Origin of the sequence: Chryseobacterium sp. Chry.R1, assembly GCF_039645525.1 — a bacterium.
GTDB lineage: Bacteria > Bacteroidota > Bacteroidia > Flavobacteriales > Weeksellaceae > Chryseobacterium > Chryseobacterium proteolyticum.
On sequence record NZ_CP151793.1, the window covers coordinates 1,222,472 to 1,248,564 of the forward strand.

The 26,093-nt window shown below is 35.2% G+C and carries 26 protein-coding genes and 1 tRNA gene; 17 read left to right on the top strand and 10 right to left on the bottom strand.

Annotation, left to right across the window (positions count from 1 at the left end; genetic code table 11):
• The first annotated feature begins 3 nt into the window (after nucleotides 1-3).
• From AAEU33_RS05750 to AAEU33_RS05760, 3 genes are read left to right on the top strand one after another with little or no spacing between them, the layout of a single operon-like run.
• Entirely contained in the window at nucleotides 4-693 is a 690-nt protein-coding gene (locus AAEU33_RS05750; RefSeq protein ID WP_345991344.1) for an HNH endonuclease, read from the top strand.
• Nucleotides 694-696: 3 nt separating this feature from the next.
• Nucleotides 697-1,338, top strand: a complete 642-nt coding sequence (locus AAEU33_RS05755) for a hypothetical protein (RefSeq protein ID WP_345991346.1) — start codon at nucleotides 697-699, stop codon at nucleotides 1,336-1,338.
• Nucleotides 1,329-1,607, top strand: coding sequence for a nucleotidyltransferase domain-containing protein (locus AAEU33_RS05760; protein ID WP_345991347.1), 279 nt, complete (start codon nucleotides 1,329-1,331; stop codon nucleotides 1,605-1,607). The genes AAEU33_RS05755 and AAEU33_RS05760 overlap by 10 nt, the downstream gene beginning before the upstream one ends.
• Before the next feature lie 6 nt (nucleotides 1,608-1,613).
• On the opposite strand, the gene AAEU33_RS05765 is transcribed toward AAEU33_RS05760, so the two are convergent.
• From AAEU33_RS05765 to AAEU33_RS05795, 7 genes are all read right to left on the bottom strand, one after another.
• Nucleotides 1,614-2,105, bottom strand: coding sequence for a hypothetical protein (locus tag AAEU33_RS05765; RefSeq protein ID WP_345991349.1), 492 nt, complete (start codon nucleotides 2,103-2,105; stop codon nucleotides 1,614-1,616).
• A 368-nt stretch (nucleotides 2,106-2,473) separates the two neighbouring features.
• The gene (locus AAEU33_RS05770; protein ID WP_345991351.1) at nucleotides 2,474-3,031 is read right to left on the bottom strand and encodes a DUF6705 family protein; all 558 of its coding nucleotides are present in this window, start codon (nucleotides 3,029-3,031) and stop codon (nucleotides 2,474-2,476) included.
• Nucleotides 3,032-3,047: 16 nt separating this feature from the next.
• Complete coding sequence (locus tag AAEU33_RS05775) at nucleotides 3,048-4,358, bottom strand: hypothetical protein (RefSeq protein ID WP_345991353.1); 1,311 nt, start codon at nucleotides 4,356-4,358, stop codon at nucleotides 3,048-3,050.
• 188 nt (nucleotides 4,359-4,546) lie between these two features.
• Complete coding sequence (locus tag AAEU33_RS05780; protein ID WP_345991354.1) at nucleotides 4,547-4,726, bottom strand: hypothetical protein; 180 nt, start codon at nucleotides 4,724-4,726, stop codon at nucleotides 4,547-4,549.
• An 801-nt stretch (nucleotides 4,727-5,527) separates the two neighbouring features.
• A tRNA-Asn gene (locus AAEU33_RS05785) sits at nucleotides 5,528-5,601 on the bottom strand.
• Nucleotides 5,602-5,682: 81 nt separating this feature from the next.
• Nucleotides 5,683-7,032 (bottom strand): RIP metalloprotease RseP, encoded by a 1,350-nt coding sequence (rseP, locus tag AAEU33_RS05790; RefSeq protein WP_273650145.1) that lies wholly within the window; start codon nucleotides 7,030-7,032, stop codon nucleotides 5,683-5,685.
• Nucleotides 7,033-7,136: 104 nt separating this feature from the next.
• A complete protein-coding gene (locus AAEU33_RS05795) occupies nucleotides 7,137-7,577 on the bottom strand; it encodes a DUF6646 family protein (protein WP_172281420.1) in 441 nt (146 codons plus the stop codon).
• 103 nt (nucleotides 7,578-7,680) lie between these two features.
• On the opposite strand from AAEU33_RS05795, the gene AAEU33_RS05800 reads away from it, so the two are divergent.
• Nucleotides 7,681-8,433 carry a nitrilase-related carbon-nitrogen hydrolase gene (locus tag AAEU33_RS05800; RefSeq protein WP_273650143.1) on the top strand — a complete coding sequence of 251 codons (753 nt, stop codon included), beginning with the start codon at nucleotides 7,681-7,683 and terminating at the stop codon, nucleotides 8,431-8,433.
• A gap of 35 nt (nucleotides 8,434-8,468) precedes the next feature.
• Here AAEU33_RS05800 and AAEU33_RS05805 read toward each other — a convergent pair whose 3' ends face one another.
• Genes AAEU33_RS05805 through AAEU33_RS05815 form a run of 3 tightly spaced genes read right to left on the bottom strand, consistent with a single transcriptional unit; the run spans nucleotide 8,469 to nucleotide 10,581 of the window.
• The gene (locus tag AAEU33_RS05805; protein ID WP_172281416.1) at nucleotides 8,469-8,768 is read right to left on the bottom strand and encodes a thioredoxin family protein; all 300 of its coding nucleotides are present in this window, start codon (nucleotides 8,766-8,768) and stop codon (nucleotides 8,469-8,471) included.
• A 17-nt stretch (nucleotides 8,769-8,785) separates the two neighbouring features.
• Complete coding sequence (locus tag AAEU33_RS05810; protein WP_345991357.1) at nucleotides 8,786-9,163, bottom strand: rhodanese-like domain-containing protein; 378 nt, start codon at nucleotides 9,161-9,163, stop codon at nucleotides 8,786-8,788.
• 8 nt (nucleotides 9,164-9,171) lie between these two features.
• A complete protein-coding gene (locus AAEU33_RS05815) occupies nucleotides 9,172-10,581 on the bottom strand; it encodes an MBL fold metallo-hydrolase (RefSeq protein ID WP_172281412.1) in 1,410 nt (469 codons plus the stop codon).
• 340 nt (nucleotides 10,582-10,921) lie between these two features.
• Between AAEU33_RS05815 and AAEU33_RS05820 the strand changes: the two genes are divergently transcribed.
• The 13 genes from AAEU33_RS05820 (at nucleotide 10,922) to AAEU33_RS05880 (ending at nucleotide 25,940) form a co-directional block, all read left to right on the top strand.
• Nucleotides 10,922-12,448 carry a helicase HerA-like domain-containing protein gene (locus AAEU33_RS05820; protein WP_172281410.1) on the top strand — a complete coding sequence of 509 codons (1,527 nt, stop codon included), beginning with the start codon at nucleotides 10,922-10,924 and terminating at the stop codon, nucleotides 12,446-12,448.
• A 33-nt stretch (nucleotides 12,449-12,481) separates the two neighbouring features.
• Nucleotides 12,482-12,841, top strand: coding sequence for a hypothetical protein (locus AAEU33_RS05825; protein WP_345991360.1), 360 nt, complete (start codon nucleotides 12,482-12,484; stop codon nucleotides 12,839-12,841).
• On the top strand, nucleotides 12,842-14,065 hold the full coding sequence (locus AAEU33_RS05830) for a 3'-5' exonuclease (protein WP_273650136.1): 1,224 nt from the start codon (nucleotides 12,842-12,844) through the stop codon (nucleotides 14,063-14,065).
• 237 nt (nucleotides 14,066-14,302) lie between these two features.
• On the top strand, nucleotides 14,303-15,502 hold the full coding sequence (gene lysA, locus AAEU33_RS05835) for a diaminopimelate decarboxylase (protein ID WP_345991362.1): 1,200 nt from the start codon (nucleotides 14,303-14,305) through the stop codon (nucleotides 15,500-15,502).
• 203 nt (nucleotides 15,503-15,705) lie between these two features.
• Nucleotides 15,706-17,439, top strand: a complete 1,734-nt coding sequence (locus AAEU33_RS05840) for a thiamine pyrophosphate-dependent enzyme (protein ID WP_345991364.1) — start codon at nucleotides 15,706-15,708, stop codon at nucleotides 17,437-17,439.
• On the top strand, nucleotides 17,439-18,680 hold the full coding sequence (locus tag AAEU33_RS05845) for an MFS transporter (RefSeq protein WP_345991365.1): 1,242 nt from the start codon (nucleotides 17,439-17,441) through the stop codon (nucleotides 18,678-18,680). The genes AAEU33_RS05840 and AAEU33_RS05845 overlap by 1 nt, the downstream gene beginning before the upstream one ends.
• Nucleotides 18,681-18,725: 45 nt before the next feature.
• Nucleotides 18,726-19,088 carry a hypothetical protein gene (locus AAEU33_RS05850; protein ID WP_345991367.1) on the top strand — a complete coding sequence of 121 codons (363 nt, stop codon included), beginning with the start codon at nucleotides 18,726-18,728 and terminating at the stop codon, nucleotides 19,086-19,088.
• Nucleotides 19,089-19,451: 363 nt separating this feature from the next.
• Entirely contained in the window at nucleotides 19,452-20,891 is a 1,440-nt protein-coding gene (miaB, locus tag AAEU33_RS05855; protein WP_345991369.1) for a tRNA (N6-isopentenyl adenosine(37)-C2)-methylthiotransferase MiaB, read from the top strand.
• 62 nt (nucleotides 20,892-20,953) lie between these two features.
• Nucleotides 20,954-21,367, top strand: a complete 414-nt coding sequence (locus AAEU33_RS05860; protein WP_345991371.1) for a hypothetical protein — start codon at nucleotides 20,954-20,956, stop codon at nucleotides 21,365-21,367.
• A 99-nt stretch (nucleotides 21,368-21,466) separates the two neighbouring features.
• Nucleotides 21,467-22,750, top strand: coding sequence for a sigma-54 dependent transcriptional regulator (locus AAEU33_RS05865; RefSeq protein WP_345991372.1), 1,284 nt, complete (start codon nucleotides 21,467-21,469; stop codon nucleotides 22,748-22,750).
• A 2-nt stretch (nucleotides 22,751-22,752) separates the two neighbouring features.
• On the top strand, nucleotides 22,753-23,451 hold the full coding sequence (locus AAEU33_RS05870) for a hypothetical protein (protein WP_345991374.1): 699 nt from the start codon (nucleotides 22,753-22,755) through the stop codon (nucleotides 23,449-23,451).
• Nucleotides 23,441-23,992, top strand: a complete 552-nt coding sequence (locus AAEU33_RS05875; protein WP_172281388.1) for an LptE family protein — start codon at nucleotides 23,441-23,443, stop codon at nucleotides 23,990-23,992. The genes AAEU33_RS05870 and AAEU33_RS05875 overlap by 11 nt, the downstream gene beginning before the upstream one ends.
• A gap of 1 nt (nucleotide 23,993) precedes the next feature.
• Entirely contained in the window at nucleotides 23,994-25,940 is a 1,947-nt protein-coding gene (locus AAEU33_RS05880) for a hypothetical protein (RefSeq protein ID WP_345991376.1), read from the top strand.
• The last annotated feature ends 153 nt before the right edge of the window (nucleotides 25,941-26,093 follow it).

The window sequence follows — 26,093 nt, forward strand, 5'->3', positions numbered from 1 at the left end:
AATATGGCTTGTTCTCGTGGTAAAGCAAATCCAAATCCTCACACTAAATTGCTTTTATTTGCTGATTCAGGAGGATATTGTCAAAATCCACATTGTAATGTTGGTTTGTTTTTTAATCTGGAAGAAACAAGCTTTCACATTGCAGAGATGGCTCATATCATTAGTGCGGGCGAAGATGGACCTAGGAAAAAAGGGATTTCTCAAGAAGAAAAAGGGAATTTTCAAAACTTGATTTTGCTTTGTCCATCTTGTCATACTGCTATCGATAAGGCTGAAAAAGATTATCCTGTAGAGTTATTAAAAGAATGGAAACAACAGCATTCAGATAAAATCAAAAAGTTGTTTGAAATAAAGGAAGTTGGCTCTCGTATAGACGCACATAGGTTGGTTTTACCTTATTTTGATGAGAATAAAGCAATCTTTGAGAACTATGGCCCGCAAAATGAAAATAATATGAATCCTGAAAGTGAAATCCCAGTATTATGGATAGATAAAGTTCATAAATATATTTTACCAAACAATAGAAAAATTCTTAACATAATTGAGGTAAATTATTCCCTATTAAATGAGGGCGAAAGAGTAACTTTCAATATATTTAAACAACATATAATAGACTTAGAAAATAGACATTTAAATAATGTTGTTATTGATGGTCAACAATTTCCCTCTGAAATAACTCAAATTTTTACGTAGATTATGGACCCTTTTGAATGGATAAAAAGCAAACTGCAGAATAAAAATTATATAGAATCTATTGATATTAAAGATGGTGTCTTGCATATCATGAGAAAAAATGGAGTTTTATTTAATGCTATTTGTATTAAAGATACTAATATTGATACTGGTAAAATTAAAACTAGGATTGAAAACATAGATGTCAATTTTGTCTTAGCAACAAATAAGGACGTTATTATCGATGGTAGTGTCTATACTTTTTTGGAGGAATCTGAAATTGTAATAGGTGATTTTAAAGATCTTTTTAGAGTAATTTCTCAAAATGATAATTTTCCTTATTTAAATCCAACAGTTAAATTTATTTTGCAAGGATTACGCCAGCACGATAGAGTTAAGAGTGTGGAAAGATTAGATAATAATAGATATTTAATTCACAGACATTTTGGAGATAGTATTACTATTTTATCATTGGAAGATTACAATATTACTATACAAAATATGAGAGATTCTATTGACAAATACAAAAATGCTTTTCAAGCAGTATTAAAAGCAAATCCAAATGGAGGAATTTCTGAAAGTGCTTCCATTTTTGCTGAATCTAAAAATCTAAAAATCCTGAAATGGGGTGAACTTCTAGGTGATTTAAACAGAGTATGGACTTAAACTTTATAATAGAGCTTTTCCAAAAAGAATTTTCAGAATTAGAATCTAGTGATAGAGTGCAAATTTTTCTTTTTGGATCTATTCTTATAACTCCAGATTATAATGATATTGATATATTATTTGTTTATAATAATTCTAACGATATTAAGGTATTACAAATAATCGTAGAGAAATTAAATTTTCTTCCTCTTGATGTAAATTATTATACACTTGATGAGGTGATAGAATTTAATTTTTTTAATAATTGGAAATATATAAAAATCTTGTGATCCTATCTATTCTTTGTGGTAGATCATGTTTATTTGCACTCCTGTAATTTTTGTGATTATTTCATAAGGAAACCGTTTTATTTGCATGGTTGGAGGATCTACATCCCCAAAAACTCTTAATTGACAAGGAATGCCTTTTCCCTTTATCTGTTTTTCTTCAATTAATTTAAGTAAATTCTCACCTTGATATTTGAGTTTTCGTAAAATTAACGAGTTCGTTTTAGGGTTAACATCTCTGAGTAATTCAGTTTTTTCTTCAAGTAGTGGAAGTATATCAAATTGGCTATCTTGATTTTGAAGATCAGGTTTTACATTCAACCTCCAAGATTCGAAGTGTCCTAATAAATCATCTCTAAGTAAGGAGAGTTTTAATTTGTATCCATTTACATTATCTGTCAAATTGATTGAGCCTGTTGATAATCCACAATGTTGAGTATAATTTCTAAGTTTTGATAAAAAGCGATATGAAAAATAATTATCGAAGCTGTAAATCTTCATGGAGATTGAAAGTTGTAATAAAAAAACCTTTACCAAAATTGATAAAGATTGATTTATGCTAAAATTTGAAAGTTCATTACTGCCTATTTTTAAGTCAGGATATAGTATAACTGAATTATCAATTAGCTTATTTCCTAAACTACCTGTTCCTGTACTTATTAATTTTTTACTCCCTCAATTAACATACTAGAGAATGTAAATTGTCATTAAAGCTTCAGCACCTGTTGTTGAAAACATTCTTATGGGTTGTATCTTACTATTATTTCCCCATTCGATCTATGTAATTATTCTTATGAAAGGTATAGCCCAGAAAAATATATTACTTTTCCCGTAATATAAAAATACCACCCCTTTAAGGTGGTATTATATTATTGTTTTGTTAAAATAATTTCTTTTGGTATTGGTTCTGGCCTTTGATCGCCCGGCTTGCCATAAAAGAAACAACTAGGCTCTATTAAATCACTCACTTCACTATATTTTAATATCATTTGCGTTTTGGTTGAATTAGTAAATGCTATTCTTATAAAACCCATTTTATCACACAAATCACTATCAAGATATGATAAGGAATAAGTACCATTAGTAAACATTCTACTTCCTTCTATTTTAGCTTGATTATCAGGGATATTTAAATTATCAAATAAAATGTTTCCATTTGCATCTTTCACTTGGAATTTACCGATTAATATATCTTGATAATAGGGGTTATTTTGCAAATGAGTAAAATAATACTTTACTTTTTTAAAGTTAACCAGAAAAGTTTTATTTTTCCAAGTTCCTTTCCATGAGCCATCAAATGCAGGAAGTTGATTATTAAGATCTTTTATGTAGGCGTTGGACGGAACTTCTGTTGTTGTTAAAGGGTATTCTTGAGCATTACAAGTAAGGCTGATAATAAAGATTGCGATTAAAATTATATTTTTCATTTTTTGAATTTTTAAGTTAAGGACAAGGTACAGAAGTGACAACTTTTGTTGTTGGGTTATATGTTAATTTTTCAGATGTGTTCGAAGTTACTTTAAAAATTTCTAAGCCCTCAATTTTGACAACATCATTTAAAAATTGCATAAATATTTGTTCAACCTTACTTTGATCAATACTTCCATCTTCAGGGCTTACAGCTCTACTCATCTCTCGTTTATACCATTCATTCCATATCTTACCTGTATCACGAGTTACCCCGGGAGGTGAAGTCATTAAAGAATATTTTAAAGTATAACTTCCTGAAGATGTAACAACAGTCGAATAAGCGTCTGCATAATTCCCCAAAAATACTTTTGCATTTGATACAAAAATATTCACAAAAGTTCTAACATCTGTAGGGGAAAATATTTTTACACTTCCTTCTACGTTATTATGAGTATGAAATAAGCCTGTAATACGATCGGTATTAGCTGGTAGATCTAATCCTGTACTTCCTGGAGGTCCGTCTACTTGGACAAAACCAGACTCGACATTAACACCAACTGGCGGTTGCAACTCATAAAATCCCCTTTCGCTATCTTTATTGAATATCTCTGACTTATTAAGAGCATCATATTTTTGACTATATTTAGTATTATTCTGTTTATCTTTTATTTTTTGGCAGGTGTTTGAACTGTTACTACCAGTTCCTCCACCACCGCCACCGCCCCCAGGATAAGGATAAGTAGGTCCTTCAGGATTAGGATTTGTAGGTGTGTCACCACCCCCAATTTCACTACATGTAGTAATATATTGAGTCTCCCAATGCCCACCTGCATCTGGATTTGTTTCACTATTAGGATACCACATTGACACGGTACTAACAGCACACTGTACAATACCCCTTGCGGATTCAGAACTCATTTGTTCTTGCTTAATAGCCTTTCTCTTTTGTATTGTCGTATAACCTTGGAAAAATTTGATATGTTCGGGATCGGTATCATTGATAAATGTGATATAATTTCCATTCCTAGGAACTTTTAAACAAGATACAATTGTTTTGCCGCTTGCAATAGGGACAATCAAAAAGCTTTCGTCAGTATGCCCCATTGTCATAGCATAACCCCAAAGAGGAGTTCCGTTTACTTTTTTAATTTCAGATTCATTTTCCTGATAAATTTTCATTACATTTTTAATGTAGGTCTCATCTTCTTTCCACACACTTTTAGAATTATATTTTTTTGAAGGTGAATTTTCGGCTGAAGAATTTAGATCATCATGCATACAGGAATACAGCAAGATGCTAAATGCTACTAAGAGAAGTAGCTTTGAAATAAATTTGTTTTTCATTTAATGTTTATAATTTTAAGTTAGCTAATATATAAATATTTTTTAATTCACAGTTTAGGGTTTTCCGTAATGTTTTAATTTACTTAATTTACAGGCGAATATACTTTTAATGAGCGTCAAAATATGTCGTCTTATATTTGTTTTTTTTCTCCAAAATTTCCCGTTTTGAATGAATTTGAAGGTTGGTCTTAATTATTTTTAAATGGATTGTTTCCTTCTCTCATAAAGATAGTTCCTATTTTCTGATATTTGATAGGTTGACCTTTTATACACGCTGTATAAATACCACTGCCAAAACCATTTTGTGCCCTGATAATGGTTACTTCCTTTTCTTCAATACCGTTGTCAATAGCTACAAACTTTTCCAAAGTGAAAGGTTAATAAAAGCAAACAGCGTGGAGGCTAAACTCAATTTGCTATAGGAGGTTCTGGTAAACCATACATCACAAACAGGAATAACCTACCACGCCTTAGGTGGAGGCATCAACTGTTTATTCTGTGATGTATTTGAAATGTACCAGATTTCCTATAACAGAATAAAAGCTACGCTTTATTTTCGATAAAATTTGAGCCACTAATATATGAATTTTTGTAATTGTGTGAGGGTAGTTTGATTTTCTCCTTCAATAATTTTTTAAAATATCAATACAGTATGAAGGGGAGTGGTGAATATATATCTACCCAATTGCCTAACATAAAAAGTTTGGAAAATCAAATCAATTCATTTATAGAAGAATTTACAGCAATTCTACACCAAAATATAGGAGTAAACATTCTACCTACTATCTGTTTACACCCTATGGGTCAGAGTGTTTTTTTTCTCTGTCCCCTCTTTTCTATACAACTTTTTCATACAGTTGTTTTTGTTTTGTGCGGTCTTGTGGTTTGCTTTTCTTTTTGTCAGTGGTTATTTGTAGATTTTAGTTTTATTTCTATCTGTGTTTCATGTAAGTTAAAGTTTTGACAGTGTTAAACAGTATTTTTAGGCTGTTTATTAAAAATTTGTAGTTATCTATTGTTCAAAGATTTAAATTGAAAATTTTGGAGTTTGTGCAAAGGTTGTGCAAATCGATGTTGAAAAAAATATTAAAAATGCTGATTTTTTATGCAAATTTTGTGCAAATAAAAAAGAGTTACAGTTTTCAATTCTGTAACTCTCTGATTTTCAGCTCCTCCTGCTGGGCTCGAACCAGCGACCCTCTGATTAACAGTCAGATGCTCTAACCAACTGAGCTAAGGAGGAATGTCCTTTGTTTTTAAGTGGTGCAAATATAGGACGAATATTTATACCAGGCAAATTTTTCTTTTGAAAATTTAAAAAATATTATAATTTTCCTGTGAATATTTTAAAGATATCGCTTCCGAAAATCAGTAACATTAAGCCTAACAGAAAGATAACACCAATCATTTGTGCATTTTCCAATACTTTTTGAGGAACTGGTTTTCCGAAAATAATTTCATACAATGTAAATAAAACGTGTCCCCCATCTAATCCTGGAATAGGAATAAGATTCAGGAATGCCAGCCAGATCGAAAACATTGCTGTAAAGCTCCAGAACGCAGGCCAGTTAATCGCAAAGCTACCATCTGCTGCCTTATTTACGGGCATAGATTTTACAATTGCAATAGGTCCACCTACATTTTTGTATCCTTGAATTTTAGAGTTGAACATAATTTTGAACTGCTTTACCTGCATGGTTAAAGCTTCAATGGTTCTTTCAAAACCTCTTGGAATAGATTCTCCGAAAGAGTATTTTTTGTCAGTAACTACACTTGCAAGACTTTTTTGGTCAACAGCAATTCCTAATTTACCATTTTTATCTACTGGTGCGGAGATAGTTTGCTTTTCAGTACCACGATTAACCTCAATGCTTACTGTTTTTCCTTTATTTTCAGCTAATGTCGAACTTACCTCGTCGAAGAAAGGAGTTGGTTTCCCATTGATGGCTACAATTCTATCGCCTTTCGCCAATCCTGAAGCTTTTGAAGAAGGAGTTGCTAAAGAATCAATGATCATCGGAATTCTGGGAGTGATATAAAGCTTTGCTTCTCTTTGTCTGATAACATCAGCTACACCATCTTCATTCACTTTGAATGTAATTTCCTTGCCCCCTCTAAGAACAGTAACATGATCACTAAAAAGTATATTAATAGCTGAATTTTCCAATCTTTCTGCTGGTTTTCCATCGATAGAGACAATTTTATCACCATTTTGGAATCCCATTTTTTTACCGGCATCTGTTACGCCGATACCATTGTCAAATTTTGTAAGATCTGTGTACATTTCTCCATTAAAAAGAGAAAGGCAGCTATAAATTAACCACGCAAGGAAAAAGTTTACCGTAACTCCTCCCAACATAATGATAAGTCTCTGCCAAGCCGGTTTTGCACGGAATTCCCATGGTTGTGCCGGTTGTTTTAATTGTTCGGTATCCATGCTTTCATCAACCATTCCGGCGATTTTCACGTAGCCTCCAAAAGGAAGCCATCCGATACCGTATTCTGTTTCACCGATTTTTTTCTTTGCGATAGAAAACCAAGGATCGAAAAATAAATAAAACTTTTCTACTTTGGTTTTGAACCATTTGGCGGGCAAAAAATGCCCCAGTTCATGAAGAACGACTAAGATAGAAATGCTTAATATGAATTGAAAAATTTTAATTGCTAATTCCATTAATAAATTTTAGATTTTAATTTGCAAAGGTAACAATTATCAAAACTATGCCAAATAAAAAAGCTCCTCATATAGAGAAGCTTTGTCATATATTAAGACTGTTTTTACAAATTAAGGGAAACCCCCAGGCTGCCATTGTTTCCAACTTCTGCAAATACACCGATTCTCTCAGTGAAAAAGTAACGGGCACCGATATGGGCGCCGATTCCAAAATCTTTTCCGAGAACCCCAAGATCAACTCCGGGATAAATGTCCAGCTTTTCAGGGAGCTGTAATGCTTCTTTTAAATGAAAATTAAGCCTTCCAAAGATGAAGACCTTGTTGTCATTGTCATTATTTTTATATCCGCTAAAGTAGCCGTTCAGCCCGGCACCAACTGATATAAGTTTATTGAGCCCGTAATCATAAGTCCCTGTAATTCCTGTTCCATATCCCCATGCACTGAATCCCAATTGCACTTTCTGATCACCCTTTCCTGTCCATGCCTGGGCATTTACGGCAGTTCCAAAGAAGAAGACCGCTAAAATAAAAACCAATTTCTTCATAAATATTACACTTTAGTTCTATTAATTAAGAATAATCAGCTACAAAAATAGAACCGAAACCGATTAAAAATCCTATTTTTATACAAGATTTTGAACGACTTTTATGAAAATTAAAGGATTAAATTTAGATATTATCTGGAAAGATAAGGAAAGTAACTTTCGTTTAATAGAAGAGGAATTAAATAATCAGGATGCTGATATTTTTCTTTTACCCGAAATGTTCTCAACAGGTTTTTGTATGGATGCTTCTGAGGTTTCAGACCGTAATGAGGAAGCTTTAAGTTTCTTACACAAGATGTCAAAAGAGAAAGGATCCGCTTTTTGTGGAAGTGCTCCTGTAGAACAAGATGGGAAATTTTACAACAGGTTGTATTTCGTAAAGCCTGATTCGTCAGTTGTTTTTTATGATAAAAGACATTTGTTCTCTTTCTCTGGAGAGGATAAGGTGTATACCCCAGGAAAAGAAAGGGTTATTGTTGAATATAAAGGATTCCGCATTTTGCTTCAGGTTTGCTACGATCTTCGTTTTCCTGTTTTTGCAAGAAATAATGATGATTATGATGCAATCTTTTATGTAGCCAATTGGCCGGAGAAGCGAGTGGGAGCCTGGGAGCACTTGCTGAAAGCCAGGGCTATTGAAAATTTATCATACGTTTTTGGATTGAACAGGATAGGAACCGATGGAAATAATTTATTCTATCAGGAAAGCTCACATTGTTTTTTTGCTGATGGAAGAGACATTGCCCAAAAAGAAAAGAATATTGTGTCTGCAGAATTGAATATGAATGAGCTTTTGGATTTCAGAAAGCATTTCCAGTTTTTGAATGACCGGGATCAATTTTCAATTCAGATGTAATTATCGAAATAAAAAAGCTGTGAAATTTCACAGCTTTATTCATATTGTTTCAGCAATTGGGTTAAAGTATTGACGTCATGTACGCCACTTTCTTTCCACAAAAGTTCTCCGTGTTTAAATATAGCCAAAGTAGGGACACCACGAACTCCATATTGTGAAGCAATAGCCGGATACTGGTCTACGTCTACTTTAATAATTCTTGCTCCTTCACCTACATTTTCTTTAACTGTTGTGAGTACTGACGACTGAACCTTACACGGTTGGCACCAGGTCGCAAAAAAGTCAATTAAAACAGGTCTTTCGGAATTAATTAATTCTTTAAATTTTTCTGACATGATTTTTGGTGTTTTTATTATTTGGGGCTATCAGCCTCTTTCTGGATTGCCTTTACATTTTTCCAGCTTGTCCCGTCATAGGCTTCCACTCCGTTTTTCTTTAAAATCTCTACTGCCTGGTCCGCCTGGATTCCTTTGTTGCAAAAAACCACTACTTTTTTGCCTTTTAAGGACTCAATATTATTTTGAATCTCAGCAAGCGGGATGTTGATTGCATCTTTTGCTGTTCCTTCCTTATACTGCTCCGGAATTCTAACGTCTATCAAAGTAACATCACTACTGTTTACTATTTGTTTAATATCAGCTGGGGCATTATTCTTCGATATGCTTGAAGTTTTACATGCACTTAACGTTACAGATACAGCAAAAATAAATCCGCAAACCTTATTTCTCATTCGTTAATTTACAATGTTTTCGACTGGCAGACAAAATCCGAAGTGGGTAGTTTTTCCGTTTTTTTAATTCCGTTAAAACCGCCTTCGATTTCAGTAAAGTTTCTGATTCCGTGTGAGTTAAGAATGCTTGCGGCAATCATGCTTCTATATCCTCCTGCGCAATGAAGGAAGAAATGTTCCGAGTCATCAATCGAACTGATCCAGTCGCTGATGGAGTCTAACGGCTTATTAAATGCGTTATCAATATGTTCAGCTGCATATTCAGTCAGTTTTCTGACATCAATAACCGTAGACTGATCATTGAATTCTTCTACAAATTCTGAAGGAGAAATCCTTTTAATCTCATCAGTTTCTTTATTGGCATTCTGCCATGACTGAAAACCTCCATTCAAATACCCTAAAACGTTATCAAATCCAACTCTGCTTAACCGGGTAATCACTTCTTCTTCGGTTCCTTCATCTGAAACCAATAACAGCGGATGTTTTACGTCTACGATCAATGTTCCTACCCAAGGAGCAAAATCTCCTTTCAGTCCGATATTAATGGAATTAGGAATAAAGCCTTTATGGAAATCGGCAGCGCTTCTGGTATCTAAAATAAGTGCTCCGGAATCTTCAGCGATGATCTCAAAATCTTCTACAGAAATTGGATTAAGACCTTTATCCATTACGGTATCTATGCTTTCATAGCCTCCTTTATTTAAAGCTACATTCATTCCAAAATATTTCGGTGGGGCAGTAAGGCCATCCAAAACTTCTTTTATAAAAGATTCTTTATCGGGTTGGTTTAAAGCGTAGTTGGTTCGTTTTTGGTTCCCAAGGGTGTCAACTGTTTCTTTCTGCATGTTTTTTCCACAGGCAGAACCGGCTCCATGTGCAGGATAAACAGTGATGGTATCTGCTAAAGGTATAATCTTGCTATGAAGACTCTCATATAATATTCCCGCAAGGTCCTCCTGCGTGAGATTAGTTGCTTTCTGAGCGAGATCCGGACGGCCAACATCTCCTAAAAATAAAGTATCACCCGTGAAAATTGCTGTTTCAACACCATTTTCATCTATTAAAAGATAGGTGGTACTTTCCATGGTATGGCCCGGAGTATGCAAAACCTTTATTTTTACTTTTCCAATTTCAAAAATTTGATAATCTTCAGCAATTGTTGCTTCAAATTCCGGCTTAGCAGTAGGTCCGTAAATAATAGGAGCACCAGTCTTTTTACTTAAATCCAGGTGTCCGGAAACAAAATCGGCATGGAAATGTGTTTCAAAAATATATTTTAAAGTTACATGGTCTTTCTCAAGACGATCCAGATATGGTTTTACCTCTCTTAGAGGATCTATAATTGCAGCTTCGTTTTCTGAGACAATATAATAGGCTCCCTGAGCTAGACAGCCCGTATATATTTGTTCAACTTTCATTTGCTTAGTTTTAAATTAAATTTCAGTTAAAGATACAAAGTATTAGATGAATTGTAAACGAAATGTTAAATCTGAATGATAGTTTCTTTCAATTTAAATGGTTTTGCCGGGTTTTAGGAATCGAAAGTTATTTATTTTCAACAAGAAAGGGCAGATTATTAAAATACTAAATTTGTAGACTGTTTTTTGTCATGCTTAAAAAACAAAAATAATTACGTACAGGAAATGGGTCTGTTTAAAAGAAATACGAAATAATTAATCAGAGAACTTCGCAAGAATACAAGTTTGTTGACTTAATATTTTGTAAAAAATTTTATATTTATAAGTTAAAAAAAATCAAATGGCAGATAAAAAACAATTTATTGATGAATTAAGTGCTAGGTATACTCCGAAAGGAGATCATATTATATTAGGAAAAGGTATGCTTGATGGGGAGGTAGTTACCGAAGTGAATGTAACCATTCCTTTAAAAACAATCAACAGGCATGGCCTTATTGCGGGAGCCACCGGAACAGGAAAAACAAAAACTCTTCAGGTATTTGCGGAACAGTTATCACATGCCGGGATTCCGTCTTTAGTTTTAGATATTAAAGGAGATTTCTCAGGAATTGCAGAAGCAGGTGAAATGAATCCCATTATAGAAGAAAGATATGCAAAAACCCAGCTTCCATATAATCCACAAGCCTTTCCGGTTGAATTAATGAGTATTTCCGGGGGTAAGGGTGTGAAATTGAGAGCTACCGTCACAGAATTCGGTCCGGTTTTATTGAGCAAGATTTTACAGTTGAATGATACCCAGCAGAGTATTATGTCAATTGTTTTTAAATATTGTGATGATAAAGGGCTTCCTTTAATCGACCTAAATGACCTGAAAAAAGTCCTGCAATATGTGACGGATAATGCAGAAGGCAAAGCAGAATTATCTTCCAATTACGGATCAATAGCATCTGCTTCTTTGGGAACTATTCTAAGATCGATAGTCGCTTTAGAACAACAGGGAGCAGCTGATTTCTTCGGTGAGCTGAGCTTTGATGTTCAGGATTTACTTGAGACAAGGGATGGAAAAGGAGTTGTAAATATCTTAAGGGTTGCCGATATACAAAATAAACCACAGCTGTTTTCAACATTTATGCTTTCTCTCTTTGCGGAAATTTATATGACATTTCCTGAAGAAGGAGATAGCGGAAAACCTAAATTAGTTTTATTTATTGATGAAGCGCATTTAATTTTTAATGAAGCTTCTAAGGCATTGCTTTCACAAATTGAAACAATGGTTAAATTAATCCGTTCAAAAGGGGTGGGTATTTATTTTATTACCCAGATTCCCGGAGATGTTCCTGAGAATGTTCTTTCTCAGTTAGGATTAAAAATTCAACATGCTTTGAGAGGATTTACTGCAAAAGATAAAAAAGAGATTTCAAAAGCAGTGGAAAACTATCCTACAACAGAATTTTATAATGCTTCTAATCTGATTCAGAATCTGGGAATTGGAGAAGCTTTTGTAACGGCGTTGGATGAAAAAGGAATTCCTACTCCTCTGGTTCAGACTTACCTGATTTCTCCGGAATCGAGAATGGATGTCTTGAATGATGCTGAGGTTTCGGAATTAACAGGAAATTCTGCTTTGGTTGCTAAATATGAAGAAGCGATAGATAAAGAATCGGCTTATGAGATATTAACGGCAAGAATGGAGCAGGCGGCACAGAATCCGGCTCCAACACAAAGAGCAAAGCCGGTAAAGGAAGAGCCAGGGATGTTTGAACAGGTATTACAGAGCAAAGCAGGAAGAACTTTTACCAGCACATTGATGCGTGAAGGAGCAAAAGCAGTTTTGGGAATGTTTGGTCTGGGAGGAAGAAGGAGATAATAAAAACATTAGTGCAATTCTTATCTAATAACCATGAAAAATGTATCATCTTTTTATTGTATCGGATTAGCTTCGGTTAATCTCATAATGGATACCATTCATAACCACTTTGGAATATTTGATATAATTTTTGTTATTTTAGCGGGATTGCCTTTACTGCTCAATAAAAAACGGATGTATGAATTGTTTGGAGGCACTATGGGCCTTATCAGTTTATATATTATTTTTGCCATTTTTGTGTCCATGGTTAAAGACGGTCAAAATGCGATGATGCAGCCTCTTTGGACGTATGGCATGGGTTATGTACTTAGTTTTTTAACGCTAATTTTCGGACTTTTAATGACAAAAATTATTAAAATCCGCAACAGAAGAAATATTATAACATCAGGTTAAATGTATTCAATTATAGATATAGAAAGTAATGGTGCAGGTTATAGACATGAATGCATTATAGATATTGCCATTTATCGGTATGACGGGCAGAAAATTGTTGACCAGTTCATTTCTTTGGTGAATCCGGAAAGTGATATTACTCCGTTTGTACAAAAGCTGACAGGGATTACTCCTAAAATGGTTAAAACGGCTCCGAAATTTCATGAAATTGCAAAAAGAGTCATTGAAATTACCCAAAATACTACTTTGGTCGGGCATAATATTGATTTTGATTACAGAATGCTTCGGCAATCTTTTAAAAGCCTTGGTTATGATTTTAAAATCAATACTTTAGATACTATTCCATTAGCTAAAAAGCTCATTCCTGATGAAGCAAGCTATTCGCTGGGTAAGCTTGTAAAATCTCTTGGAATTCCTTTAACCAATCATCACAGGGCAGACGGAGACGCGAGGGCTACTTTGGAGTTATTCAGGCTGCTGGTTTCAAAGGATACTGAGAATGAGATTATACAAAAACATCACGATGAATCCAATGCTAAGACTTATATCAACAAAATCAAGCTGTTAACGCAGGATTTACCTAATGAAAGAGGGTTTGTGTATTTTCAGAATGCAGCTGGAAAAATCATTCTTTCAGAGTATGTTCAGGATATCAATAAGTTTTCAAAAAAAGTATTTAATTCGAAATCCAAAAAATGGGAAACGATACAGAATGAGGTAGAACAGATTAGTTTCGAACTTACTGGAAATGATATTATTGCCAGATTGATACTCAATTCAAAAAATATCAAGAGGAGAGAAATTTTACCTTTTGGCCTTTATCATAGAAACGATAAATATATTGTTGAGAAAAATAAACTGAACAAAGAAGATAAACCTATTCTGAAGTTCAGGTCTTTTACACAAGGATCAAAAGCAATCCAGTTTATTGGCGGCCAGAGAGAATATGATGATATTAGTATTTTTAAAAGAAAGATTGATTTTAAAAACCGGAATGAGCTATGGCTTGGCTCAGGAAGGAAATTGGGTGAGAAATTATTTTTAATTATTGAAAATGGTAAAGTTGTTTCATACGGTTTTTATGAACTGTTTACACAGATTCAGACTCTGAGCAGGCTCTCCAAGCTGAAAATCGACCTGCCTTTACCTGCTTCTGACCTGATTAATGATTTACAGTTAGCACTGCTTCGCGGTGATTTTGAGACACTCCCGTTGCCTAAATGATAAAAAGTAAGGTGGAGGCTTTTCAAATCAATTTGGATAGAATAAAAAAATAAATAGTATTTTTGCAAAAATAAAAATAAGCAATGCAATATTTTAAGCAAATTAAAACTGGAAAAAAGGGAGCTATAAAGTTCTCTAAGGTTTGGAATATTTAAAAGAGTTGTCTTGCATAAAAAATAGTTAATGTGGCGGACTCTTGAGGAAAGAATCTGCTTTTTTTTATGTTAAAATGAAATTATGAATTCAAAAGAATTATTAAAGATTGCCAATGAGTTTGGCACCCCGGTGTATGTTTATGATGCTGAATCTATCAAAACTCAATATGAAAAACTTACATCTTCTTTTTTAAAACACACAAAGTTCTTTTATGCCGCAAAGGCATTGACTAACATCAACATTCTAAAGTATGTCAAGAACCTGGGTGCTTCTTTGGATTGTGTTTCTATTAACGAAGTAAAGCTTGGTTTAAAGGCAGGATTTACTAAAGAAAAAATATTGTTTACCCCAAATTGTGTGGATCTTGCTGAAATTGAAGAAGCGATGCAATATGGAGTGCACATTAATATTGATAATATCTCTATTCTTGAGCAATTTGGAAATAAATACGGAGATACTTATCCGATTCTCGTAAGAATCAATCCTCATATTTTTGCTGGAGGAAATTATAAAATATCCACAGGTCATATCGATAGCAAGTTCGGTATTTCTATTCACCAGGTTCGTCATATCGAAAGGGTAATGAAGAGTACCAACCTTAATGTTGAAGGTCTTCACATGGATACAGGAAGTGAGATCAAAGATCCGGATGTTTTTTTACAGGCATTGGATATTATGTTAGAGCTTTCTGAGCATTTTCCTAATTTGAAATACCTTGATATGGGAAGCGGTTTCAAAATTCCTTATCAGGAAAGTGAGATGGAGACAGACGTGAAAACACTGGGTAAAAAAGTTGAGAAAGTAATTGCCGATTTTTCTAAAAATACAGGTAAAAAATTTGAATTATGGTTTGAGCCCGGAAAATTCCTTGTTGGGAAAAGTGGTTATCTTTTGGTAAAAGCTAATGTTATCAAGCAAACTACAGCAACGGTTTTTGTAGGGGTTAATTCAGGATTCAATCACCTGATCCGTCCTATGTTTTATGATTCTTACCATACTATTGAGAATTTATCGAACCAAAAAGGTCCTGAAAGGATTTATACTGTGGTCGGAAATATCTGTGAAACGGACACATTTGCCTGGGATAGAAAATTAAATGAAGTGAAAGAAGGAGATATTCTAGCCTTCCATACTGCAGGAGCCTATGGTTTTGAAATGAGTTCGAACTTCAACTCCAGACTGAAGCCCGCAGAAGTACTTTTCTTAGATGGAAAGGCTCATCTTATTCGTAAGAGAGACGAGTTTGAAGATCTTTTGAGAAATCAGATTGAAGTAATTTAATTAAAATATGATAAGCTCCGCAAGAAATTGCGGAGCTTTTTTTAGATGTTAATTAAGGTAAATTAACAGACTATACCGATGGGGTTCCTAAAATAAATCATTAAATTTGATAGGGATATAGATTTTCAAACCCGAAAAATCTCAATCATCTATTTCCCTTTTTCTTTATTTCCAAAAATAATAAGTACCAAAAAATATTAATTATGGCAAAAAATATAGCAGAACAAATTGTTGAAATGCTTGAGAACGCAAATGTGAAAAGAATTTATGCAGTAACAGGTGATAGTCTTAATCATTTAAATATAGCGGTTAAAAAGAGCAGCATTGAATGGATTCATGTGAGACATGAAGAAGTTGGAGCATATGCCGCCGCCGCAGAAGCGGAACTTGATGGTTTTGCCGTTTGTGCCGGAAGCTGTGGCCCCGGACATGTACATCTTATTAATGGCGTTTACGAGGCGCACCGGTCCCATGTACCTATGTTGGTAATTGCATCTACGATTCCGAGTGAGGAAATGGGGATGGATTATTTTCAGGAAACGAATACGATAAAGTTATTTGACGATTGCAGCTATTACAATCAGATGATTACCAGACCTGAACAGGTTCAAAGAACAGTGCAGACCGCGATTCAGCATGCTATTTCCAAAAAAGGAGTTGCCGTAATTGGCCTTCCGGGAGATGTTTCTGAACTGGATGCAGAAGAGGCGACAACTTCCGCTCAGATATTTAGAACGAATCCGGTTATTCGTCCATCGGACGAGGAATTGAATAACCTGGCAAAACTTATCAACGAAAGCGAAAAGGTGACCATCTATTGTGGGATTGGAGCTGAAAAGGCGAATGCGGAAGTAATAGGATTATCACAATATTTAAAAGCTCCTGTCGGATATTCTTTCAGAGGAAAAATGGCGATTCAGCCTAATAATCCCTATGAAGTAGGACTCACGGGTCTGCTTGGTTTTCCTTCTGCTTATCATGCCATGCATGATGCGGATCTGGTTCTTCTCTTGGGAACAGATTTTCCTTATGAGAAGTTTATGCCTGTAAAAAATAAGATTGTCCAAGTCGATGAAAGTCCTGAAAGATTAGGACGAAGAGCTAAACTGGAATTGGGTCTTGCAGGAGATGTCAAAGAGACTATTAAAGCATTAATGCCCCTTTTAAAAGAAAAAACAGATGTTCATTTCCTGAATCAGCAACTTGAGTTTTACGAAAAAGTAAAAGAAAATCAACTTACTTATGTAAGAGATTCAGGAAAAGAAGATGCCATACAACCGGAATACGTTGCGCATACTTTAGACAGGATTGCAAAAAATGATGCAATTTTCACCGTGGATACCGGAATGTGCTGTGTTTGGGGAGCAAGATTTATAACGGGTACAGGAGAGCGTAAAATGCTGGGCTCTTTTAACCATGGATCCATGGCAAATGCGATGCCGATGGCTATCGGAGCATCATTGGCATACCCGGGCAGGCAGGTGATTGCCATGTGTGGAGATGGCGGACTGTCGATGTTACTGGGAGATATGGCTACAATTTTCCAATATAAGCTTCCGGTTAAGCTGATCGTTTTTAACAACAGGGCTTTGGGCATGGTAAAGCTGGAAATGGAAGTAGGAGGGATGCCGGATAACGAAACGGATATGATCAATCCTGATTTTGCAATGGTTGCGCAGGCAATGGGCTATCCTGGAAAAAATGTTCATAAACCGGAAGAGGTTGAGAGTGCTATTGAAGAATGTCTGAACTATAACGGACCTTATCTTTTAAATATCTTTACGAATCCTAATGCCCTGGCATTGCCGCCAAAAATAGATTTTGATCAGGTGGTAGGGATGACCAAGTCTATGGCTCAGCTGATGTTGGGTGGTAAAATGGAAGAAGTTCTTGAAACCGTAAAGAGTAATTATAAGCACATTAAAGGATTATTGTAATGGATAATTCTTTAAAGAAACTGTATGTTGTTGCTTGGATATTTGGACTTGTATTTTATTTTTTAGACTATGTGATCAGATCTGCTCCGGCAGTAATGATTCCACAGCTGATCAATAATTTCAATACAACAGAGTTGAAGCTGATCAGCATGGTAGGCACCTATTACTATACTTATTCCACCTGTAGTCTGATTGCCGGAATCGCTCTAGATAAATTCGGAGGAAAAAAATCCCTTTTTACCGGAGCGCTGATATTAGGGATAGGATGTTTATTATTTCTGTTGTCTTCTCAAATTGCCGGAATTTCAGGAAGATTACTGCAGGGTGCAGGTTGTGCTTTTGCCTTTCCTGGATGTGTTTATCTTGCAAGTAAGGGGTTTTCGTCAAAATCTTTGGCAACGGCAATCGGAGTTACCCAATGCGTAGGAATGTTGGGTGGAACTGCCGGACAGTTTGTGGTAGGGCCCTGGGTGGAAGAAGGAGTGAATATTGATAGCTTTTGGTTATGGTCGGGAATTATAACAGTGATTACAGCATTAGGATTATTCTTTGTTATTCCTAAAGAAAAAAGATCTGAACAATCATCGGGAGTGTCAAAACCGGTAGGTTATTTAGAACCGTATAAAATCGTGTTTACAAATCCCCAATCCTGGTTATGTGGAGTGATTTCAGGATTGCTATTTGCACCGACGACCATATTTGCCATGACCTGGGCAGTAGCGTTTTTCCAAAAAGATAAAGGGTTTATTTTTCATGAAGCCGCTATCACAAGTGCTATGGTTGCCTTTGGATGGGTTTTTGGATGTCCTCTTTTGGGATTTATAACCGATAGGCTAGGAAAAAGAAAGCCTGTACTTTTTGGAGGGGCCGCTTTGATGATCTTAAGTTTGCTTCAATTAATTTACTTACCGGACCTGTACCCGGCAAAAGTGAGTATGTTTATTTTTGGATTAGGTTCAGGAGCGGCAATGATTCCTTATTCTGTCATTAAAGAGGCTAATCCTGATTATGTTAAAGGAAGTGCTACGGGAGCAATTAATTTTATTACGTTTGGAGTAACTACCTTATTAAGTCCCCTATTTAGCCGATGGTTTGGGAAGAATTTAGGGATAGCACCGGGAGAAGAGCATTTCCATAATTCTGTGTTGTTTTGGATAGGTGGAATTGTTCTGGCAATTTTTATTTCAGTATTGCTTAAAGAAACCGGAAGTAAGGCTAAAGAAGATCTTGTGATGCAATAATAAAACGTTTGTGTTAATTTTATTTAGAGTTATAAATCTGGTCATATGAAGGTTTTGATTTTATTTTTATCGCTTTTAATATCTGTTTTTTTATTTGGGCAACAGGATGTTGAAGATCGGGATGATTCTTTTATTACGGAAACCAATAAGAATATTTTAAAAATTGATATCAAGGAATCCTTATTACAGATTGCAATTAAAAACTGTACTGACTTTAAAACGGCAGCCTATAAAGGAGGGGCATCAGTTTACAAAGAAACGCTGCGAAAATATATGTACAATTATCTTAATTCTGACTTTTATGTACTGAACGGGGATTTCAATTTTACCATAACCATCAATGAAACTGGCAAGGTTGTAGGGATAGATGGTTCTCCAAAGGTTGCGAACAGCGAAATATTTTTTTGATGATATGAAATATATTGTAAGGAGAATCAAAAAGAACTGGATACCTGCTACCTGTAATAATAGACCCGTAACTTCTCAGATAAAGATAAAAATGAATTTATCATCTATGGCTACGGATTTATAGTCCCTTTTTATTAAGGTTATTTTTATGGAGAATCATTGTGTATCTATTGTTTAAAGACAATTAAAATATTTATATAATCCAATTGATTGGCTGTATCTTGAAGCCCTTCTTTTTAGAAAAGATAATCCTGCCATTCTGTCACAATATTTTGTATCTTTGCAAATTGATTATAAAAGTTTAGCATTCTAAAGTTGAAGGGAGTGCTTTAACTTTGTGATTTAAAACTTAAATTGATTATTGTGCAGGAAAAATATATAGACGAAACGAAACAGGGAGAAGCTTTTGCTATTGCTGAAAAAGTTGGGAATTCTAAAAAATTATTTTTAGAAAGCTACGGCTGTCAGATGAATTTCTCTGATTCTGAGATTGTTGCTTCTATCCTTAATGAACAGGGATATAATACCACCCTTAAAGTAGAAGAAGCAGACCTCATTCTTTTAAATACTTGTTCTATACGTGAGAAGGCTGAACAGACCGTAAGGATGCGTCTTTCTCAGTTTAAAAGCCTCAAGAAAGAACGGCCAAATATGACGGTGGGTGTTCTTGGATGCATGGCGGAGAGATTAAAAACTAAGTTTCTCGAAGAGGAACAGCTTGTTGATCTTGTTGTAGGACCTGATGCCTACAGGGATCTGCCTAATTTATTAAAGGAAACAGAAGATGGCAGGGACGCGATCAATGTTATTTTGTCCAAAGAAGAAACCTATGCAGATATAAATCCTGTCCGTCTGGGTGGAAATGGAGTAACCGCGTTTGTAACTATTACAAGGGGTTGTGATAACATGTGTACCTTCTGTGTTGTTCCTTTTACAAGAGGAAGAGAAAGAAGCCGTGATCCACATTCAATTCTTGAAGAATGTAAAGATCTTTGGAATAGCGGATATAAAGAAATTACCCTTTTGGGGCAGAACGTAGATTCTTACCTGTGGTATGGAGGGGGCCCGAAAAAAGATTTTGCAAAAGCTTCTGAAATGCAGAAAGCTACGGCCGTTGATTTTGCTCAGCTGCTTGGTTTAGTTGCTCAAGCGGTTCCGGAAATGAGAATAAGATTCTCTACTTCCAACCCTCAGGATATGAGTCTTGATGTATTCAGGGTCATGGCTAAGCATGAGAACATTTGTAAATATGTGCATCTTCCGGTACAAAGTGGAAGTAATAATATGCTGGCTGCAATGAACAGACAGCACACCAGAGAAGAATATCTGGAACTTATCAGAAAAGCTAAGGAAATTGTTCCTGATATCTCTTTTTCCCAGGATATGATCATTGGTTTTTGTAATGAAACTGAAGAGGATCACCAGGATACCCTAAGCCTGATGAGAGAGGTAGAGTATGACTATGGATATATGTTTGCTTACTCTGAAAGGCCTGGTACTCCGGCCCATAAAAAGATGGAAGATAATATTCCTGCAGATGTTAAACAGAGACGTTTGGCGGAGGTTATCGCTTTACAGGGAGAGCTTTCTAAAAAAAGGATGAAATCCTATGTAGGAAGAGTGCATCAGATTCTCATTGAAGGAGTTTCCAAAAAGAATAAAAATCAATGGAAGGGAAGAAATTCCCAGAATGCTGTTTGTGTATTCGATATGCTGGAAGGTCAAAAGATAGGTGACATTGTGGATGTTTTTGTATTTGACAATACACAAGGCACGCTTTTAGGGGAAACAGTTAAAAACTAATCTACTTTTTACAGGAGTAAATTATAAACTATAAATTATTATCAATAACCATAAAATAGACAATGGAAAAGCTTCATAAATATTGCCTGAGTGTTTTATTGGTAATAATCTGCAGTAATATTTCAGCACAAAACACAACCTGTTCTGCTGAAAATACCAATATTCATAGGCTTTATGATGTCTATCATCAGTTTTTAAGTTCTCAGGATTGTGAAGGATCTCATCTTTCCGAGAGAAAGCATAAAATTCACTACACCGCAATCAGCCAAAAGCAAAACGCCGGAGATCTTAGTTCAAATAGAGATCATAATCCGGGTTTTAATGAGAGTGGAGGTAGAGGTGAAGCTGGAAAATATGATGAGATTCTAAGGAATTTTGAGAAAAAAGGGTCTGGATATGCATCTGCTAAAGCTTTCAACTTTAAAAGTAAAGTTTCCAAAATCAGAAACAAAGATTATTTGGATATAATAAGTTAAAATTAAAATTTAAACTTTTTTTATTTAAACAAATTAATGATGCTTACTAAAACAAAATTGAAGGTAGGCGAAATTTAAGATCAATAATCTAATTTACTTATGAGTAACGAGTTACAAAATATAAAAAACCGTTTTGGAATAATTGGTAATTTTCCTGCATTAAACCGTGCCTTGGAAAAATCTATTCAGGTGGCACCAACAGACATTTCCGTTCTGGTCATTGGGGAAAGCGGAGTAGGAAAAGAATTTATCCCTAAGATTATTCATTCAGAATCCAGAAGAAAACATCAGCCTTACATCGTTGTCAATTGCGGTGCTATTCCGGAAGGAACCATTGATTCCGAATTATTTGGACATGAAAAAGGAGCGTTTACCGGAGCTACAGCAACTAGAAAAGGTTATTTTGAAGTGGCAGATGGCGGAACAATATTCCTGGATGAGGTGGGTGAACTTCCTTTGCAAACACAAGTCCGCCTTTTGAGGGTTTTAGAAAGTGGAGAATTTATGAAGGTTGGATCTTCTCAGGTACAAAAGACCAATGTGAGGATTGTTGCTGCAACCAATGTAAATATGATGAAGGCGATCCAGGACGGACGGTTCCGCGAAGATTTATTTTATCGTTTGAATACCGTGCAGATCGATATGCCGCCTTTGAGAGATAGAAAAGGAGATATTCATCTGCTTTTCAGAAAGTTTGCAATCGATTTTGCTGAAAAATACAGAATGCCTGAGTTGGTTTTAGAGCCAAGTGCAGTTCATTATATAGAAAATTATAGCTTTCCCGGGAATGTACGTCAGTTAAGAAACTTAGTTGAGCAGATGACCGTGGTGGAAAGAGAAAGAAATATAAGCGTTGAAAAACTGGCGGAGTACATACCGACCGAAAGCCATTTGCCAATGGTTGTTAATACGCCTAACGCTCAGAAGCAGAGTGACTTCGGAAACGAAAGAGAGATTATGTATAAAATCCTGTTTGATATGAGGAATGATATCAATGATCTGAGATCTCTGACTTCTGAATTAATAAAAAACAGAGGAGCTGGCGATCTAAGTTCCCAGGAAAAAACTTTGATCAACAGACTTTATACTTCGGATTCACAGCAAAATACTAATGCTAATTCTCTACTCTATTTTGAAGATAATCATCCTGTAGTTCAGACTCCAACCATTATTTCGACTCCCGATGATAGTTATGAAGACATTCAGGATATAGAGATTGAAGAAAATAAGCCGGAATCGCTTTCGCTTCAAAATAATGAAAAAGATTTGATTATTAAAGCATTAGAGAAGCATAAGGGACGTAGGAATAAAGCGGCTGATGAGTTGGGCATTTCACAAAGAACACTATACAGAAAGATAAAACAATATAATCTAGAAGACTAAGTATGATGAATAATAAGGCAAGGCCTGTCGAATTTAAACTAAACGATTACCTGAGCAAAGGCCTGGAACTTTTAAAGAAAGATTTTGGGAATTTTATAGTAGCTTACATTTTGTGTATGGTAATGTCAATTATACCTTTTTGTGGACTACTGGCAATGGGTAATTTTTACAAATATTGCCGGAAAGTCAATAAAGGAGAACAGGTGAGCGCAGGTGAAATTTTTAATTTCGATGATTTTTTACCTTATTTTATCGTACAGTTAATCATTATAGGTGGAGTTTTCGCTCTTTATATTCCGATGTTTATTTTTATTCCTTTTACTTCTGTAGTGGATGGAGATGCTGTTCCGCCCGCATTCGGATTATTTATGGTCCTTTATATATTCCTCATTGTAATTGCTGTTTTTATTGTAGCTTTACTTGGGTTTTATATTCCGGGGCTCATATCTCTTAAAAAGGTTAATGATATAAAAACAGCATGGATCATGTCGAGGATTATGACCAGGAATAATCTCTTGACTATCTTTTTATTTGCGATTATTGTTTGGTTTCTGTCCCAGATAGGAATACTTCTTTGTGGTATTGGTATTTTTATCACAATGCCTTATTTTTATACAACCCATTACTTTGCGTTTGAGGATGCAATCCAGCAGATAGAATATGATGAAATAAAAGAAATCGGAACGAAAAATGAATTTTAACATTAAGAATATCAGTATAATGCGCCTGAAAATTGTTGGGTTTTTGTTACTTTGCTTAAGTACCCTAAACTCGTGTTATAGTTTTACCGGATCGTCTTTAAAAGACGAGAAAACGATTCAGATTAATGAATTTCCCAATAATGCGGCTTTAGTAAATCCTACTTTATCTCAGCAGTTTTCTACCGATATTCAAAATCGTTTTCTACAAAGAACGACACTAAAAGGAACAAAAGAGAATGCGGACATCTTAGTGGAAGGAGAAATTACAGACTATTCTATTACTCCTACTACTATTAGCTCCAATACTCAGACAACAGCTACGGGAGGAGTTATACAAGAATCTCAAAATAAGCTAACGATCACTGTAAAAGTGCATTATGAGAATAAACTTCATCCTGACCTGAGTTTTGACCGTACATATTCAGATGAAGCTGTATTCAACAGCAGCTTGTCTCAAAGTGCGATAGAAACCTCGCAGGTTAAAATTGTAAACGAAAGAATCATTAATAAGATATTTAACGATATTGTAGCGAACTGGTAAGATGAATAGCAGAGTTTTAGAATTATTAAAGAACCCCAAAAACATTCAATCGGAAGATCTTCATCTTTTGAAAGAAGAAATTAATTCTTTTCCCTACATTCAGAATATAAGAGCTTTACATTTATATGGTATCCATCTTTATGATCAGGAAAACTATCAGAAGGAATTGTCTACAACTGCAGCTTATACCACTGATAAGAAGATCCTTTATCAGCTTATAAATGGTAAAATTCAGGAAAAAACGAAACCTGCAGCTCCTGAAAATAAAGTGGTAACGAATAAAGAAAATGCTTCAAGGTATTTTCCTAAAAGTAAAAGCTTCCCGATCAAAAGGGAAGAGCTACCTGAGAAGATACAGGCTAAAGAAGAAGCAACTAACAAGCTGCCGGCACCACTTCCGGAAATTAAACATATTTATGTAAACGGTGAACGAAACAGAATTTTGTTTGAAGGAGAGGAAAACTTCCTAGATGATAACAATATCGAAACAATTGACTTAGAATCTACGCTGGAATCAGGAACGATAGTTACACAAAAGCAAATACTCCCTGAAAATTTACCTTTAGAAAAAGAAATTACTGAGCAATTACCGGCTAAAGAGGATAAAGTAGAAGAGTCCCCAGAAATAAATGCAGAGGAAATAGAAACGGCGACTTCTTCTGAAGCTGAAATTATTGAAGTTAGGGATACAGAAGAGACAGAGCTTACTTCGGATGAAAATCAGGATTTTACTGAACCTGAGTCACAAACTTATACCCCGGAAGAAATAATCAATGAGGATCAGATTACATCCCCTGTTGAAAAAGAAGAAATAACCGATGATTCGGAATTGAGTTTCCATGGTACTGATTCCTTTATGCCAGAAGTGAAGATTGAATCTGGCAGCAACGATGAGCTTGCTGTTGCTGAAGTTGCACAACAGGGATTCAATAAGCACGAAGAAGAAATGAGAAGGCTTATTGAAGAGGTAGAAAAGAAAATGAAGGCAACTAAGGCTGTCACTGAGGAAAAACGAGATCCGGAACCAGAAATTCTGAGTCGTGATATTAATTTTTCAGAAACGCAGAGTTTTCATCCTGAAGTTGAAAAAGGAATGGAAGCGGAAGAGATACAGAAAGCTGAACCGGTGCACGAAGTGACTAATCCTTCAGAAGAGATCAAAGCTGAAGCTCACCAGGAAGAATCAGAACCTCGAATTGCCACAGAAGTGAAATCAGAATGGAAGCCTATGAGTTTCGAATCCCATACTCCCGATTCACTTATCAATAAACCGGCACCTGTTTCTCAACCCAAAGAAGAAGTTGTACCGGCAGAACTTCCTGAAGAAGAACAAGCACCAAAAGAAGAGACAACGCACCATATTGTTAAAGAGGATATAGAAGAGCAGGAACCCGTTCAGGAAGAATCAGAAATATCTCAGGCAGCTTCTGTAGAAGAAAATAAAGAAGAAGCCCCTGTGATGAATGTTTCTTTCTTCAGCTCAGATATTTCAAGCTGGACGATGGCTACTAAGAATGATGAAGAAAATGATAACAATACGGAAGATCTTGCATCTGAGAAACCTCATGTGGAAGAGGCCACTGCGGATCCTGCTGACAGCAATGTTCCGGGATTTATCAATACATGGCAGAGTTGGTTAAAGATAGATCGTACTGAGAAAGATCCTGAAAAGGATAAAGCTGAGCTTAAAAATAAAGTGATTGAATCATTCATTGAGAATAATCCTAAAATAAGCCAGTTAAAAGATGAGAGCAACTTCGTTGTAAAAGAGAAAAACGATGATATCTCGCATTTAATGACAGAAACGCTTGCCCGATTATATATTGAACAAAAACTATATACAAAGGCAATAAAAGCTTTTGAAATATTAGCAGGTAAACATCCTGAAAAGAAATCGTATTTTGAAGATAAAATACAGGAAGTAAAAGATATAAGAGGGAAAAATTAAAATTTAAAAATGGATAAGAGAGTAATAGTACTGATTGTTAGATTTCTTGTTTTAGGATTCTTACTTTCATTTTTATTTTATCCCCCAAAAGAGTTTTATAAAGGGCTGAAAATGTCTTATGCATCGGTTTTTTTCCCTTTTGCTTACGCCATT